We start from the raw sequence: 15701 nt of genomic DNA, 5'->3' as shown, positions 1-15701 counted from the left end.
AGCTCGAAAGGTGGCCGCGATGAAAATTACCATTGGGCAAGTGATAAAGGACTTGAAAGCAGGCATAGAGGTTCCTGTTCCAACCGTTGATCAATTGAGCTTTGGGCACGAGCATACCGTAGTGAAAGGAATCGTTACAGCCTTTTCGGCCACCCATTCTATTATTGAGCAGGCATTCGCTTTGGGCGCCAATTTAATTGTATCGCACGAGGGCTTTTTTTATAGCCACCATGAGGCAGGAGATTGGCTGCGCAACGACGCTGTTGTTGAGGCCAAAACGGCCTTCATTGAAAAAGCAGGTGTCGGCATTTTTCGCTTCCATGATTATATGCATAGCTACCAGCCGGACATTGTCTTGATCGGTTTGCTGCGCAAGCTCGGTTGGATGGCAGCCGAAACGCAGCCAGCCGAGGCAATTGTAGATATACCCGCTATGCAGCTCGCCGAAGTGGCTGATTATTTGAAAAGCAAGCTGCACATTCCCTATGTGCGGGCAGCAGGGGAACCCACAATGCCGTGCAAACGCGTAGGTGTTCTGGTAGGATATAGAGGCGGCGGAAGCTCAGCAATTCCATTGCTCCAGCAGCAAAATGTGGATTTGATAATAGCTGGCGAAGGACCGGAGTGGGAAACGCCAGAATATATAAGGGATGCGCTGCATCAAGGGCACAGCAAAGCGCTCATTATGCTTGGCCATGCCGAGAGCGAAGAGCCGGGGATGGAATATTTAGCTGAAATGCTAGCGGAGAAGTATCCGAAGCTTCCGGTTTGTTTTTTGGCAGATGCCCCTGTATTCCAAGTGTTCTAAATCAATCAATAGGTAGAGATTTCAAATACTGCTTTGCTGCTAAGGGGACTTCATTGAAGTTCTTATTAGGGCAGAGCAGGTTTTTTAAAATATAGAGAAAGGATATGATTTTCCCATCCCTTCTCTATATTTCTACGCGAAACGGAAGCTTTGCCGCCAGAGGGTGGCGAAAGCCGTTTACGCTTGAAATATAGGAAAGGATATGATTTTCCCATCCCTTCTCTATATTTCTACGCGAAACGRAAGCTTTGCCGCCAAAGGGTGGCGAAAGCCGTTTACGCTTGAAATATAGGAAAGGATATGATTTTCCCATCCCTTCTCTATATTTCTACGCGAAACGGGTGGCGAAAGCCGTTTACGCTTGCGATAAGAGAGTTCAACCTGCGGAGGCAAAGTATGAAACAGCAGAGGTTTGTTTTTAGCAAAAGCATTGCTTTTAGGTGGATCATTTCCTATGCCATCATAATGCTCATCCCATTAATCGTTAGCGCTGTCGTGTACACCCAAACGAAAAAGGTAGTAGAGTATGAAATTCAGCGGGCTAGCGGTGCCATGCTCAAACAGGTTAAATATATGGTAGACAGTGAAATCAACCAAGCAGAAAAGCTGGCTATGCTGCTGTCTATTCATAATGACGTGAATTCCTTCCTGAATATGAATCCGGACTCGGAGCAGAAGGAAGCCTTTCAAATTTTTAAAATCCAGCAGGAGCTGAGCAAGTATAAATCCGCCAACAATTTTATAAAAGGGATTTATCTGTATTCCGGCAAGCTGGGTACGATACTTACAGACGAGACCTACGCGGATTCAGCCTTATTTTATGAGATGAATCGCCAGCAGTTTAACATCAGCGAGCAGGAATGGCAGAAAATTTTGGCTACACCGATGATCCAGTCGGGGAAGCTGAGGCCTTTTATTCAATTTAAACGGGTCGGAAATACGGTTTTATTAATTAAGCCATTATCGAATATAAAGGAAAAGGACACGACGCGAGGCGTACTATTCATCGCTTTAAATAGCAGCACCGTGCAAAAAATGCTGGCGAATGTCGATTGGGTCAACAATGGGGACGTCTATATCGTCGATCATGCGAATCAAATTATGTTTCAAAATAATAAAATAGATAGTCCGCCGATTTTTTCTATGGTGGAGACGGACAATAAAGAAGCAGATTCTTCCTTTTTGACTATTGCCGGAACGGAAAATATGGTTTCCTTTATCGCCTCGGATACGTCTGATTGGAAATATGTAAGCGTTTTCCCTTCGAATACCTTTTGGGAAAAAGCCAGAGAGATTCGCAATTTGAATTTGCTTGGCTTGCTGGTCTGTTTTTTAATTGGTGGGGTCGTCATTTATTATGTTGCCCGCCGCAATTATAATCCTGTTCGCGAGCTGGTCAATGTATTCTCCTACGCCAAGCAGGAGCGGAGCATGTGGCGAGCAGACGAGTTTTCGTTTATTAGGGAAAATGCGCTGGCAACGATTCGCGAGCGGGATGATATGAGCAGCCGCGAATACAAGCAGCTTCGGGTGCTGCAGGCCTACTATTTGACGAGGCTGCTCAAAGGGCAGGCAGAGGAAGGCTTGTCCGTCCAAGGAGCGGCGGGTCGTTACCATTTGAATTGGAGCACTGAGCATTTTGCCGTACTGCTCTTCGATATTGGGCCAGACGAAGCAAGCGCGACGTCGATGAATTTATCCCATTTTATCGTAACGAATATTATGCTTGATGTGGCTCAGGAGTTTCATAGCTTAAGCTTTACCGATATGGACGGCATGCTTGCTGCGGTTATTAACATCCACCCCGATCGCATTTCCGTCTGGAAAGAGGACATGGAGCAGGCTTTGGTGAAAACGCTGGAATTTACCGATCAGCGCTACCGCTTGCAAATTGTGATGGCCGGGAGCGAGCATGAGGTCGGGGTAGCGGGCATACATCATGCTTATTTGCAGGCGCTGGAGGCCCAAGAATACCGCTTATTTTCAGAAGAAAATGTGTCGATTTGGTATGGAGATATTGAGCCTGTGGAAGCTGAATATTATTTGTCGATCAATGATGAGCTTGCTTTTATCAACATCATTAAGACAGGAGACCTGGAAAAAGCGACCGAGAAGGTAGATGATATTTTGAACCAGGTGTTCAGCAGCCAATCCTCCGTTGAAATGCTCAAATGCGCGATGATCGATTTGGCAAGCTCCATGATGAAATCTGTTCCGCTGGAAGCCCAGCAGGCTCAAATATGGGAAGAATCGCGACCGATGAAGCGTCTGCTCGCCTGTACAACTAGGGGGGAGTTCCGGCAGGAGCTGCTGCAAATTTTACAAATGGTGTGCCACAAAATCAATGAAAAGCTGTCCTTGCTGTCCAATACGGGAATTGGAGAACAGGTGGCGGAGTACGTAGAGAAAAACTATGACGATATTAATCTCAGCGTATCGATGATTGGGGCCGAATTCGGCATTACCCCGCAATACGTATCGCGATTATTTAAAGAGCAGAAGGAGCTCGGCCTGCATGACTTCATTAGTCAAACGCGCACTTCTAAGGCGAAGTTGCTGCTTCAGCAAGGCGCCAGCATAGAAGAGACTTCATCAAAAACGGGCTTCTCCAGCAGCAGTGCCTTCATTCGAGTATTCAAGAAGTATGAGGGGATTACACCGGGCAAATATAAGAATCTACAAGTTGAGCGGAGCTAAAACACACATATATGCATGCAAACGGAGGTCTTGATGTTGGCAAAAGGGTTCAGCAAAAAAACGGTGGGCAAGCCTGTCCTTTTTCTACTGAGTTTCATTATGCTGGCTGCTGGCTGCAGTCATTCGAATTCAAACAGCAATATGGAAGGCATTGTTAATACTAATGTCAATAATCAAACAGGAGGCGTGTTTTCTTATCCTATGCAGGGCAATGTCGAGCTTTCTTTTATGGATGAGCAGCTTGGCAGTACGCCAGAAGTGATGCCGATTGATGAAGAATACGAGCAGCGGACCGGTGTTAAAATCAGGCATTTGGGTGGAACGCCGATGACGGATCAAAAGTTCAGCCTGCTGCTCGCCTCGGGAGAGCTTCCTGATATTTTTCTAAATACGTGGCTTCAATATCCCGGCGGGCCAGATCGGGCTGTGGAGCAGGGGTATATATTAAAGCTGAATGATTTAATTGACCAGTATGCGCCGAATTTAAAGAAAGTGCTTCAGGAAAATCCCGACATCGACAAAATGATCAAAACGGATGACGGCACGTATTATGCTTTCCCGTTCATTCGTTCAGATGCTGGCCGTGTATATGGCGGACCTATTATCCGTAAAGATTGGCTCGACGAGCTGAATTTGGACATTCCCGAAACGATTGAGGAATGGCATACCGTATTGACGGCGTTCAAAGAGAAGAAAAAGGCCAGCTCGCCGGTTACGTTTCGGTCGATGTTTCTGGGCGAACGCACGGGCGGTTTTGCCGGCGCATTTGGCGTAATGGGCAACTTCTATATGAATGATGGAAAAGTGACGTACGGCTTTTTGGAGCCGCAATATAAAGAATATTTAAAAGCGATGAGCCAGTGGTACAAGGAAGGGCTCATTGACAAGGACTTTGCTTCCATCGATGCGGCAACCGTTGATAAAAAAATGTCCTCCGGCAGCAGCGGCGCAACGATTGGCTGGCAGTTTTACATTGAAAAATACAATGCTGCAGCTCAGGAAACCGATCCGAAGGCGAACTTCGTGGCCGTCCCTTACCCAGCAGCGGTAAAAGGCGAGCTTCCAGAGTTCGGTCAGTTGGACAATGCATATGCAGGGACAAGCTCCGCAGCGATTTCCGCTACTGCTGAAAATGTAGAAACAGCCATCCGTTGGCTGGATTACGCCTATTCCACTGAAGGAAGCATGCTGAACACCTATGGTCTGGAAGGGGTCACGTATAAACTCGGCAACGGCAAGCCAGTCTATACGGATTTGGTCGTCAACAACCCGAATGGACTAGGCAGCGACCAAGTGATGCTGCAATATTCACATGGCACCAACTTTCCTATGATTCAGCAGGATAATAATTTACCAGCGAAATATGAGCAGACGACGGAAGCGCTGGGCATCTGGAAAAACACGAATCACGAGAGCCACCTGCTGCCGCCAGTGACGCCAACGGCTGAGGAAGCGGATGAAATGAGCAGCATTATGAACGATATTAACGCATTGGTTAAAGAAGCGGAGCTGAAAATTATATTAGGCAATGAGTCTGCCGACAACTACGATAAATATGTTCAGCAAATGAAGGAGCTGGGCATTGAAAGAGCGCTGGAAATTCAGCAAGCTGCCTATGAACGTTATTTGCAACGTTAAAGCGATACGATACACGATCAGGAGCCCCTCATATGTAATGCCATTAACGGCTCGCAAACTATAAGGAATTGTAAAATTATATTTGTATAACCATTGAAAACATATTTCTAATGTTTAACTATGAAATTCATAGAAAGAGATTTTAGATTGGTTATCTAATTTTAAATTTATAATAAACATTATTTTTTTGGAGGTACATGCCGATAATGATATAAAGATGGAGTTATTTCCCTAGCGAGAGGTAAAGTGAAATGTATATAAGATCGAATTTAATGGCTGTGAATGCAAATCGAAGTTTAACTATTAACAATGATAAGAGAACGAAGTCTATGGAAAAACTTTCATCTGGGCTTAATATTAATAGGGCGGCAGATGATGCAGCGGGGATGTCAATATCAGAGAAAATGCGTGGGCAGATACGTGGTTTACAGCAAGCATCAAGAAATATACAAGATGGAATTTCACTTATTCAAACTGCTGAAGGCGCTATGCAGGAAATCCATGCTATTCTGCAGCGTATGAATGAATTAGCTGTGCAAACAGCAAATGGTACTTATAGCGACACTGATAGAAAAAATAGTCAGAATGAGTTCAACCAGCTGCAGGCTGAGATTGATAATATTGCTGAACATACTAATTTCAATGGAATCAAGCTTTTGAATGGAGAGGCATCTGGTGACCGTACTTTTTCAGCAAACTACATTGCGAAATGGAATTTTACTGGAAATCCCAATGATGAGGATAGGATTGGCATACGTGATCTTACCTTAATGTTAGCTGCAGATTTTGAATTTGTTAGTCCCAATAATATAAATAATACGTGGGTTGATGTTCCAATTGGGGTAAATATAAATGAAACATTAAGTAATTTGTTGAGTAAGTATACTAATTTAAAAGCCCGGAATATTGGTTTTCCATCGGAGCAAGAATCAGTACAAAATACAAGTTTATACATTTCGGGTACGACCGTAATTCTGCTAACAGATAAAGAAATCACTATATCATCCTCGGCAGGCATTCCAGCCGATCTCCTGACGGGAAGCCCAGCAACACTAACACTTAGTGGGGAAAGTGGAATATCCATTCAGACGGGCACTGCTGCTGGTGAGAACTTGAATATAGGCATGCCAAACGTAAATGGATCTGCAATAGGGGTGGCTGGTTTAAATATCTCATCCCATTTAGGAGCTTCTAATGCTATTGTTCCTATAAAAAATGCTATTAATACAGTATCCTCTGAACGAGCCAAGCTTGGAGCTTATCAAAACCGTCTTGAACATACGGGAAGCAATATTCTTAACTATGGGGAAAACCTATCCGCTTCGGAGTCAAGAATTAGAGATTCGGATATGGCAAGAGAAATAATGGAACTTGCAAAATCTCGAATTTTGACTGATGCAGGTCAGGCTATGCTTGTACAAGCGAAGATGATTCCGCAAAATATATTAAAGCTACTTAGTTGAACGACATTGAAGATAAAAATTGCTTGATATTATTGACAGATGATTGAAATAACCTTTGCAGGAGAATATTCATGAAATCACTACTCAGAAAACATATGGCAAGCAGATCGACCATGTAGCCGATAGCAGGCATGACATGATGGTACGTTTTGCAGAGGGCAAACAAACTCATATTATTTTTATCGAAAATAAGCTAGGCACGGCGAGAGAGATCAGCAGTTGAAGCGATATGCAGATCATTTGCGCAATTATGAGGCTGATGGCTGCCGCTCGCATTTCATTTATATAACGAGGGCTTACGCCCCCAAGCGAGATGCGGATATTTTACAAAATCAAAATGGCAATCAGGCGACCTTTCATCAAATCCGTTGGTTTCAAGTTTATAACCATTGAACGGTTGAATGAACTGTAAGAGCTAAAGCAGCAAACTCCGGAATTGGAGTGGAAATCGACAAATAATGGTTCTTCTTATTAAAAGCAGTTCACAGCAGATAAAGCCCTAACCGCCAGATGTTTTTTCTGGTAGTTGGGGCTTTTATTTGAAAGATTAAACTGCACGTTCTCCCACTTGCAGCGCCGGCTTCGCCGAAGCACCTTGCTTTGGCGTCTTCAACAAATTGCCAACCAAATATTTTCCGAAGGAGAAACGATTGAACAGGTTGGCGATAACAAGGCTGACGGCAATGCTCCCCACATAACAAACAACAAACGAAACGGCGAAATTTGTTTTCGGCAAAAACTGGAGCAGCAGCTTCATGACGATCATGTGCAATAGGTAGAGGCTGAACGAATATTTACTGATGAGCATAATGAATCTCGGCACGGAGCGGGTTTTACCTGATAGATAGAGGATCAGCCCAATCATGGCGATCGTATAGAGCATCATATCGGGGCGTTTCGAGGATATAATGGTGAAAATGCCTTGCTGCTGAAAGCCCATCACCCCAATGAAGCAAACGGGGATGATCGCAAATAGCCAGACGCCTTGTCTGCTAATATATTGCTTCACCTGTTCAAAATGCTTTCCAGCATAATACGCCAAGGTAAAATAAAAAATCCAGCCGACGGCGAGCAGCCAGTAGCCTCTTTCCCAAATGTATGTAGAGACAGCGGATGAGCCTGGGGCTGATGTCGCGCTGAAATAAGCCAAATAACCAAAGTTCAGTACAAACGAAGTGACTATAACCGTTAGCGGTTTAAGCTTGCTGGCATAGCGATTAAAGAGAAAGTGGAGAATATGAATTTGGAATAGCAATAAGATGAACCAAAGCACGAAATCGCCTAGAAAAATATTTTTGACCGCTTCGATGGAATAGGAGGCAAACGTAAAGGCACCATTTTGAGCCGTATCAAAAATAGCAAAAATGAAGCTCATAAACAAAAACGGAATAAGCAAAAAGAGCGCCCTTTTTTGAAAAAAGCCTTGTGGCGGTTTGCCATGATACGTTTTGGCATTCAGAAATTCAGATATAAATACAAATGTCCCGGTGCCAAATAAAATCGCCATTTGAAAAATTTTGAGCAAATAGAAGGCGATCCCTTCCTGTCCGCTGAAATACAACGCCAAATTATTGCCCAAAGCGTGGTTTAAAATGACAAATAAACAGGCAACTGCTCGCAGCCAATAAATTTCACTAACCAATTCCTTTTTAATCGGACTCACCCACTCCTCTTTATTTGATACAAATTGTATCATGTGAAAAAGGAAGTTTCAATGCGAATTTCGGCGGGGAATTGCGTATTTTTTTGCTGAAGATGAATGTTTACTAGTATCCGCGCTAGGCCTTGTTAATTGAAACCCCTATCCAAATCAGATATAGTATGGATATATTTAGCCGTATGGAAAAGAGGGTGCTTTTTCAAATCAATTTGGTATAACGGTTATGTTTATTCAAAGGAGTGAGAGGATGGATTTCCAACAAATCAATGAATTAAAGCAAGAGCTCGACAGTCTAAGACCCTTACCCTCCGCGGCCGTCCGGAATTTAGAGGAGGTTTACCGAGTAGAGTGGACCTACAACTCAAATGCAATCGAGGGAAATACGTTAACGCTCTTGGAAACAAAGCTGGTGCTGGAGGAAGGTCTAACCATTGGCGGTAAAAAGCTTAGAGAGCATTTCGAAGTCATTAATCATTCTGAAGCGATTAGTTATGTACAAGACATCGTGCATCGTAATATGACTATAACGGAATCAGTAATTAAATCTATTCATCATTTAGTATTGAAAAATATTGACGACGAGAATGCAGGACGTTACCGCTCCATTAATGTTCGAATATCTGGATCGCAGCACATACCACCGACTTATGTATTTGTACCTGAAAAAATGGAAAGTTTGCTGCATTGGTATCAAGAGCAGCATAACCGTCTGCATCCTGTTGAATTAGCAGCCAGGCTCCATTTTCAGTTCGTTTTTATCCATCCGTTTGCAGATGGCAACGGGCGTACGGCTCGTTTATTGATGAATTTGGTTTTAATGCAGCATGGATTTCCTCCTGCCATTGTAAAAGCAGCCGCAGATGCAAGGTTGAAATATTATGAGACGTTGGAAGAAGCCAGCAGCAATGACCAGTTGGAGCCCTTCATCGCCTTAATTGCTGATTGTGTAGAGGAGAGTTTACGAACATACATTTCTGCGGTGAAATAAATGTTTGCATCTATTTTTGAAATTGCCACAGCACCATAATCTATGATAAAGTAAAAACACTAACATAAAGGGAGGTGAGGTAGGTGAATCACGAATTGGTCAATAACCGTATTAGCCAGCTGCCGATTGCTATGGCTGGCATTGTTCATGCATTTTCCGCGAACGGGATCAGTCTGTCCATTTTTAACGATACGGATATACCATTCGCGAGAAGACGCCTACCTTAACCACAACGGATTGCTTTGCCATTCGAAGGGTCGCAGGCTTGTTGCTGCGGCTCTTTTTGAATTATAGGAAAGTATGTGATGTTTCTATCCTTTCTCTATAATTCTCGGAATGAAACGCGCTGCGCGCCAGAGGACGGCGACAGCCGTTTCACCTTGAATTCTAAGCATTTATAAGTTTTATCCTTATATTCACTTAGAATTCTCCGACAAAGCTCTTCGCTCGTCCTAGAAGGACGACGAAGTCGTTTTTGCTTGTGTTTTCAAGCTAGGGTCTTCCTCATCAAATAGGAGGCTCTTCAAATGATTATTGTAAATGTACAACAAATAAAAAAATACCACGCGGCAAATCTGGTGCTGGATGGCGTAACGCTTCAGCTTCAGGAGGGAGAGAAAGTAGGGCTCATAGGCCGCAATGGCTGTGGCAAATCGACGCTTCTCCGGCTGATTGCCGGACATGAGCAGGTTGACGATGGGATGCTGACTGTAAAGAGGGATTTGCAAATCGGCTACTTGCCGCAAATACCTGCTGCGTTCGAATCACTTACCGTATATGAGGTAATGGCCTACGGATTTCGGGAGCTGATGGCCTGCAGGCAGGAAATGTCGGAGCTGGAGCGCGAGATGGCGGGGGAAGAAGCGGCAAATGATGCTGTGAAATTGGAGAGGCTATTGAAAACATACGCCCTTGCGCAGGAAAAATTCGAGCAGGGCGGCGGCTACGACATGGATACGGCGATTGATCAGGTTGCCAGCGGCCTGCGCATTGACCGCAGCTACGATCAGCGGAGCTTCAGCAGCTTGTCGGGCGGCGAGAAAACCCGCATCGTTCTGGCTTCACAGCTCGTCGTCCGTCCGGATTTGCTGCTGCTGGATGAGCCGACGAACCACCTTGATCTCAAAGGGATTGAATGGCTGGAGCAGTTTATTCAGCACTATGAAGGCGCTTGTGTTATCGTATCGCATGACCGTTATTTTCTCGATACCGTCGGCACAAAAATGATTGAACTGGAGGATGGCGAAGCCCACACCTATCACTGCAACTATAGCGGTTATCTGAAAGAGAAGGAGGAACGGCTGCTCCAGCAATTTGCCCAGTTCCAAGAGCAGCAGAAAGTCATTCGAAAAATGAAAGAAACGATTCGCCAACTGGAAGAATGGGGCCGCATCGGCGACAACGGGAAGTTTTTCAAGCGTGCGGCGTCGATCCGCAAGGCGTTAGAGCGATTAGAAACGGTGAAGCGCCCGGTTTTGGAGCGGAATACAGCGGAGTTCGAGCTGTCGCCGCTTGACCGTTCTGGACGCAACGTCATTTCGTTTGAAGGTTTGACGAAACAGTTCGGGGAACGAGTCATTTTACGGGAGGCAGAGGGCGGCTTGCTATATGGCGAGAAAGTCGTGCTGCTAGGCGATAACGGCTCCGGGAAAACGACGCTGTTTAAGCTGCTGCTCGGGGTGATGGAAGCGGATAGCGGGCAAGTGGCGCAGGGAACGCGATTGGAAATCGGATATTTGGCGCAGCAGGAGCCGTTAAAGGGCAATAAGCAAACGGTGCTGGAGCATTTCCGGCTTGAGGGCGGCTTGGAGGAAGGCGAAGCACGGAATGTGCTTGCTAAATATTTATTTTATGGGGCGGATGTATTTAAGCCGCTCGCAGCGCTTTCTGGTGGAGAGTGGTCACGGCTGCGGCTTGCGCTGCTTGTAAGACGCAAGCCAAATTTACTGCTGCTTGATGAGCCAACTAACCACCTGGATGTCGCATCGCGCGAAGCATTGGAGGAGGCGCTGGAGGATTTCCCCGGCACGGTGCTTGCGATCTCGCATGACCGCTATTTCATCAATCGTTTGGCTAAGCGGGTATGGGAGCTGGCACAAGGAAAGGTCGCCACTTATCTGGGCAACTATGATGATTTTAAGGCGAAGCGGGAGGAACGGCTTGCTCAAGCAAATTCATCCGCCAAAGGAGAGGCGAGAACAGCTAAAGGTGCAGGTATAGAAAAGCCACGCTCAAATGGAAGTCCGGCACCTGCTGAAAGCAAACTGGAGCATATGGAGCAGGAGATAGCTAAGCTTGAAGCCGAAATTGCAATAGCTGATGCCGAGCTGGAACGATTGGATCGCATGGGCGACACGGAAAATCTTGAGAAGCAATGGAGGGAACGGGAAGAGCTGCAAACGAGGCTGGATCAGCGTTTGGAACAGTGGCTGGAGCTGTCGAGCTAGTGCATATTTGGAAAATTTTCAAAAAAGTTGTCACCAATGGCGCCCAAAACAATACTCTATATAGACGAATGACTATATAAAAAAACGGAGGTTTTGTTATGGATCGTACAGATCGTGCATTTGTTCCTGGTGGTGGCTTTGGTGGTGGGTTCGGCCGTCCTTTCTTTCGTCCGTTCCCTCATCCTTTTTTCCCTAACCGTTTCTTGTTCCCATTTTTCTTCTTTTCACCATTTTTGTTCCCTTTCTTCAGAGAAGGCAACTCGGACGATATGATATACGCTCAGCACCAAGCCCAGCATGGGGAGACGCTAGCGGCAGTTTGTCATAAATACAACGTTCCTCATGCGATCATGGAGGAAGCCAATCCCCATGTGAACCCGGCTCAATTAAAAGCAGGGGAAATGGTATACATTCCGCGAATTTCTAATATGATGTGTCAAAAGACATATTCGGAGACGGCGGTTGGCGGCCAGCAAACTCAGCCCATGATGTATCCCGGGCAGCATTCCTAATCTTTACTTGAAAATAACAATAAGCCGCCGATCGCTGTGATCTGGCGGCTTATTTCTTTTATCTGTAAATATTCAAGTGATAAACATTGTGATTTTTGAAAAGCTATGCTTACATATAGTGTTATTATTCAAGGAATTGGTGTAAAATAGCTAATAGAATAAACTAAATTAATAGTAAAGGAGCTTATTTTATGGATACGATTCGTTCTTCGCAACTGTTATTGCCGAAAGTTTTTCGGGTCTTATTTCTTTCACTGCTCGTATCGCTGGTCGGCTTCTTAATCGGTCAGGTTGTTCCGCCTGTACTGGCTATGCCGCTGTATATAGTGGAAATTGGACTTCTGATTGCACTGCTCTTTTTACGAAAAAAGAAATCGATCGGCTACACGCTGATGTACAGCTTTATGTTCGTATCCGGCTTGACGATGTATTTCGTCATTGCGAGCTATATTAGCATGCTGGGCGCTTCACTGGTATTGCAAGGTCTTGGCGTTGCGATTCTTGCATTTGGCGGTACGGCGCTTTACGCGATTAAGTCGAAGCAGGATTTTTCATTCCTCGGCGGCTTCTTGTTCGCTTCCACTATTGTACTTGTACTGATGACACTCGTCGGCTTGTTCCTCCCCTTCTCGGGTACAACAGAGCTGATGGTATCCGGCTTCGGTATTTTGATCTTCATCGGTTGGACGCTGTTTGACTTCTCGCGTCTTACTCGTCAAGGCTTTAGCGATGAGGACATTCCGATGATCGTCGTGAGCATTTATCTTGACTTCGTGAATCTGTTTCTGTTCATTCTGCGTTTCCTTGGTGCTAGCCGAGACTAAGGACGTGATTTTCAAGGAAGAGCGATCAGCGCTGCTGGTCGCTTTTTTTGAAACGCACCGCGCCGCCAAAGGACGGCGACAGCCGTTTCACCTTGTTTGATTCTGTCATCCGGGTGGACAGGAGCCGCATTTTTCGATTTAATAGAAGGATGGACGTTTGGTAAAGGTGGTAAGAACAAGCTAATGGCGAAATCAAAATATTATGTCGTTTGGGTAGGCAAGCAAGCAGGCGTATTCGCAACATGGAAGGAATGCCAGGAGCAGGTGAATGGCGTTCAGGATGCGAAATATAAGTCCTTTGAATCCAAGGCGCTGGCGGAGGCCGCTTTCAAGGAGGGCTGGCGCAGCCACTGGGGCAAGGGGAAAAGCACGGCAGGCGGCGCAAGCAGCAGCTCGGGCGGTTTTAAGAAAACGGCTTCCAAGCCGCAAGAGTCCGGAGAAATCGATTATGACAGCATCTCTGTAGATGTCGGTACGCGGGGCAATCCGGGTCCAGTGGAGTACAAGGGAGTCGATACGCAGACAGGCGAAATTTTATTTTATGTAGGGCCGATTCCGAATGGTACGAACAATCTCGGTGAATTTATCGCCGTTGTGCATGCACTCGCCTATTTGAAGCAGAAGGGCAGCGAGAGAACGGTATACAGCGACTCCAGAACGGCACTCAGCTGGCTGCGTAATAAGAAGGTCGCATCGACCCTCGTAAGAGATGCCTCTACAGCAAAAATTTGGGCGCTGACAGACGAAGCGGAGAGATGGCTCAAGACGAACACCTATCCGAATAAAGTGCTCAAATGGAACACTGAGGAATGGGGAGAAATTAAAGCAGATTTTGGGAGAAAATAACGTTATACATAGAGAGGGGACTACGCGGTGTTTCAGCAGTTGAACAATGATTGGGCAGCTAAGCTGCAATTTGAATTTGAACAGCCCTACTTCAAGAAATTAGAAGTTTTCTTGACGGAGCAATACAGCACCAAAACCGTTTATCCGAAGCAGGAGGATGTGTTTAATGCGCTTAATTACACGTCTTATGAAGGAACGCGGGTCGTTATTTTAGGACAGGATCCTTATCATGGAGAAGGCCAGGCGCATGGCCTGAGCTTCTCCGTGCAGCCAGGAGTTGCGGTGCCAAGGTCGCTGGGCAACATATATAAGGAGCTTCATGCAGACTTGGGCTGCCCGATTCCATCCCATGGCTCGCTGCGAGCTTGGGCAGAGCAGGGGGTGCTGCTGCTAAATACGGTGCTGACAGTGGAAGCGGCCGCAGCCAACTCGCATAAGAAGAAGGGCTGGGAAACCTTCACTGACCGTATCATCACTGCGCTTAATGAACGCGAGCGTCCGGTCGTATTCATTTTATGGGGAAATCCCGCCCAGAAGAAGCTGGAGCTCATTGACACGGACAAGCATAAAATCATTACGTCCGTACATCCTAGTCCATTGTCTGCCCGTGGCGGATTTTTCGGCAGCAAGCCGTTCTCGCAAGCAAATGGTTATCTGAACGAGCTGGGAGAGCGAGAAATCGATTGGAGTATACCGGCATTATAATTTTTCAAGCTGTATAACCGCATTCATTCACAAACCAAAAGCCGCTGAACTTGCGTAATGGCTTACGCGTAGTTCAGCGGCTTTTTAAAATGGTTTTAGCTGAAGCTCTTCAGCTTCAATTATTAGGAAGCGACAGACGTATTGCTGCCCGCAGGAGCAGCAGCGGAGCTGCCTGAAACGGCATTAGCGGCTGTTGGAAGAACGGGCTTGAATTTAGCATCTACATAAGTTGTAACCTGTACTTCTGTAATCACTTGGGGATACATTTGATCGGGTTTAGGCTCCGTGCGCTCTAACTTAATAGTGGCTTGGTCGCCATCAAACGTGATGCCGGAAATTTGAATGCCATAGCCTGGATGAGGCACCGTTGCTGTTACCGTCACTTTATTGACTTCAGCATTGACTGGCGTAACGGTCAATCTTGCATCTGTGAAAGGGTTATCCGTTGGCTCATTTCCCGTAGCAGGTGCTTCATTTTCCTTCATTTCCTTCATAAATGCAATTCCATCATGCAGCCATGCCGCAGCATCACTGCGTTTAATGGAAGCCGTTGGGTAAAAATTTTGCTTTGCGTCAAGCGTTGCGATTTTGCTGAGGAGCAGCTTTTGGATATTGCCCATAAAATCTGGATTTACATCGGCCTCATCATTAAGCATCACATACATTTCAATCATGGCATAAGTCACTTTATTGTCAATCGCTTTGAACAAATGCTGCGCGAATTGCTCGCGAGTCATCACGTCATTTGCTTTCACATCTTTAGCTACACCAAGATCGTAGAAATGGGCGATGATGAAAGCTTGGGAGTACCATTTGTCATCTTTAATATTCGTATAATAGTCGGCTGCCAGCGGCTGCTTAATGAAACGAATATGATCGAAGTTAAGCTCAAGTCCTTTGACAATCATGGAGATTCCTTCTGCATAAGTCAGTTTGCCCTGCGGGCGGAAATTGCCGTCTTTGTCCCCGGAAATAATGCCTTGCTGCTGGAGCGCTTCAATTTTTTTGGCATTCGGGTCATTTTTGACATCGTTGAAGGCCCAGGCACTTTGTCCGATTGTCAGCATCATCATGGTCAAGATAAGGGTTAACAGTAGTGGTTTTTTCTTCATT

General features: G+C 45.6%; 14 protein-coding genes. 12 read left to right on the top strand and 2 right to left on the bottom strand.

Going from position 1 to position 15701, the window contains the following annotated elements; all coding sequences use genetic code 11:
* Positions 1–19: 19 nt before the first annotated feature.
* From ASF12_RS20815 to ASF12_RS35795, 5 genes are all read left to right on the top strand, one after another.
* Positions 20–808, top strand: coding sequence for a Nif3-like dinuclear metal center hexameric protein (locus ASF12_RS20815; RefSeq protein ID WP_056038847.1), 789 nt, complete (start codon positions 20–22; stop codon positions 806–808).
* 396 nt (positions 809–1204) lie between these two features.
* On the top strand, positions 1205–3505 hold the full coding sequence (locus ASF12_RS20810) for an AraC family transcriptional regulator (RefSeq protein WP_056038845.1): 2301 nt from the start codon (positions 1205–1207) through the stop codon (positions 3503–3505).
* A 33-nt stretch (positions 3506–3538) separates the two neighbouring features.
* Entirely contained in the window at positions 3539–5143 is a 1605-nt protein-coding gene (locus tag ASF12_RS20805) for an extracellular solute-binding protein (protein ID WP_056038842.1), read from the top strand.
* A 251-nt stretch (positions 5144–5394) separates the two neighbouring features.
* Positions 5395–6606, top strand: a complete 1212-nt coding sequence (locus ASF12_RS36340; protein WP_056038839.1) for a flagellin N-terminal helical domain-containing protein — start codon at positions 5395–5397, stop codon at positions 6604–6606.
* A 219-nt stretch (positions 6607–6825) separates the two neighbouring features.
* Positions 6826–6999 (top strand): hypothetical protein, encoded by a 174-nt coding sequence (locus ASF12_RS35795; protein ID WP_155973322.1) that lies wholly within the window; start codon positions 6826–6828, stop codon positions 6997–6999.
* 154 nt (positions 7000–7153) lie between these two features.
* On the opposite strand, the gene ASF12_RS20795 is transcribed toward ASF12_RS35795, so the two are convergent.
* Complete coding sequence (locus ASF12_RS20795; RefSeq protein ID WP_056038837.1) at positions 7154–8269, bottom strand: acyltransferase family protein; 1116 nt, start codon at positions 8267–8269, stop codon at positions 7154–7156.
* Between the two features lie 244 nt (positions 8270–8513).
* Between ASF12_RS20795 and ASF12_RS20790 the strand changes: the two genes are divergently transcribed.
* From ASF12_RS20790 to ASF12_RS20765, 7 genes are all read left to right on the top strand, one after another.
* Positions 8514–9254, top strand: a complete 741-nt coding sequence (locus ASF12_RS20790; RefSeq protein ID WP_056038834.1) for a Fic family protein — start codon at positions 8514–8516, stop codon at positions 9252–9254.
* An 83-nt stretch (positions 9255–9337) separates the two neighbouring features.
* Positions 9338–9481 (top strand): RAxF-45 family protein, encoded by a 144-nt coding sequence (locus ASF12_RS35255; RefSeq protein ID WP_200931651.1) that lies wholly within the window; start codon positions 9338–9340, stop codon positions 9479–9481.
* Between the two features lie 300 nt (positions 9482–9781).
* On the top strand, positions 9782–11701 hold the full coding sequence (abc-f, locus tag ASF12_RS20785; RefSeq protein ID WP_056038832.1) for a ribosomal protection-like ABC-F family protein: 1920 nt from the start codon (positions 9782–9784) through the stop codon (positions 11699–11701).
* 98 nt (positions 11702–11799) lie between these two features.
* A complete protein-coding gene (locus ASF12_RS20780; RefSeq protein ID WP_056038829.1) occupies positions 11800–12213 on the top strand; it encodes a LysM peptidoglycan-binding domain-containing protein in 414 nt (137 codons plus the stop codon).
* A 191-nt stretch (positions 12214–12404) separates the two neighbouring features.
* Positions 12405–13037 (top strand): Bax inhibitor-1/YccA family protein, encoded by a 633-nt coding sequence (locus tag ASF12_RS20775; protein ID WP_056038826.1) that lies wholly within the window; start codon positions 12405–12407, stop codon positions 13035–13037.
* 183 nt (positions 13038–13220) lie between these two features.
* The gene (gene rnhA, locus ASF12_RS20770) at positions 13221–13883 is read left to right on the top strand and encodes a ribonuclease H (RefSeq protein WP_056038823.1); all 663 of its coding nucleotides are present in this window, start codon (positions 13221–13223) and stop codon (positions 13881–13883) included.
* Positions 13884–13910: 27 nt separating this feature from the next.
* Complete coding sequence (locus ASF12_RS20765) at positions 13911–14588, top strand: uracil-DNA glycosylase (protein ID WP_056038819.1); 678 nt, start codon at positions 13911–13913, stop codon at positions 14586–14588.
* Between the two features lie 122 nt (positions 14589–14710).
* Here the strand turns inward: ASF12_RS20765 and ASF12_RS20760 are convergent, their stop codons facing one another.
* On the bottom strand, positions 14711–15700 hold the full coding sequence (locus ASF12_RS20760) for an S-layer homology domain-containing protein (protein ID WP_056038816.1): 990 nt from the start codon (positions 15698–15700) through the stop codon (positions 14711–14713).
* Position 15701 lies beyond the last annotated feature (1 nt).

Source organism: Paenibacillus sp. Leaf72 (assembly GCF_001422685.1).
Classification (GTDB): domain Bacteria; phylum Bacillota; class Bacilli; order Paenibacillales; family Paenibacillaceae; genus Pristimantibacillus.
The sequence above is the reverse complement of the archived record's forward strand: the minus strand, read 5'-3'. Positions and strand labels throughout refer to the sequence as shown.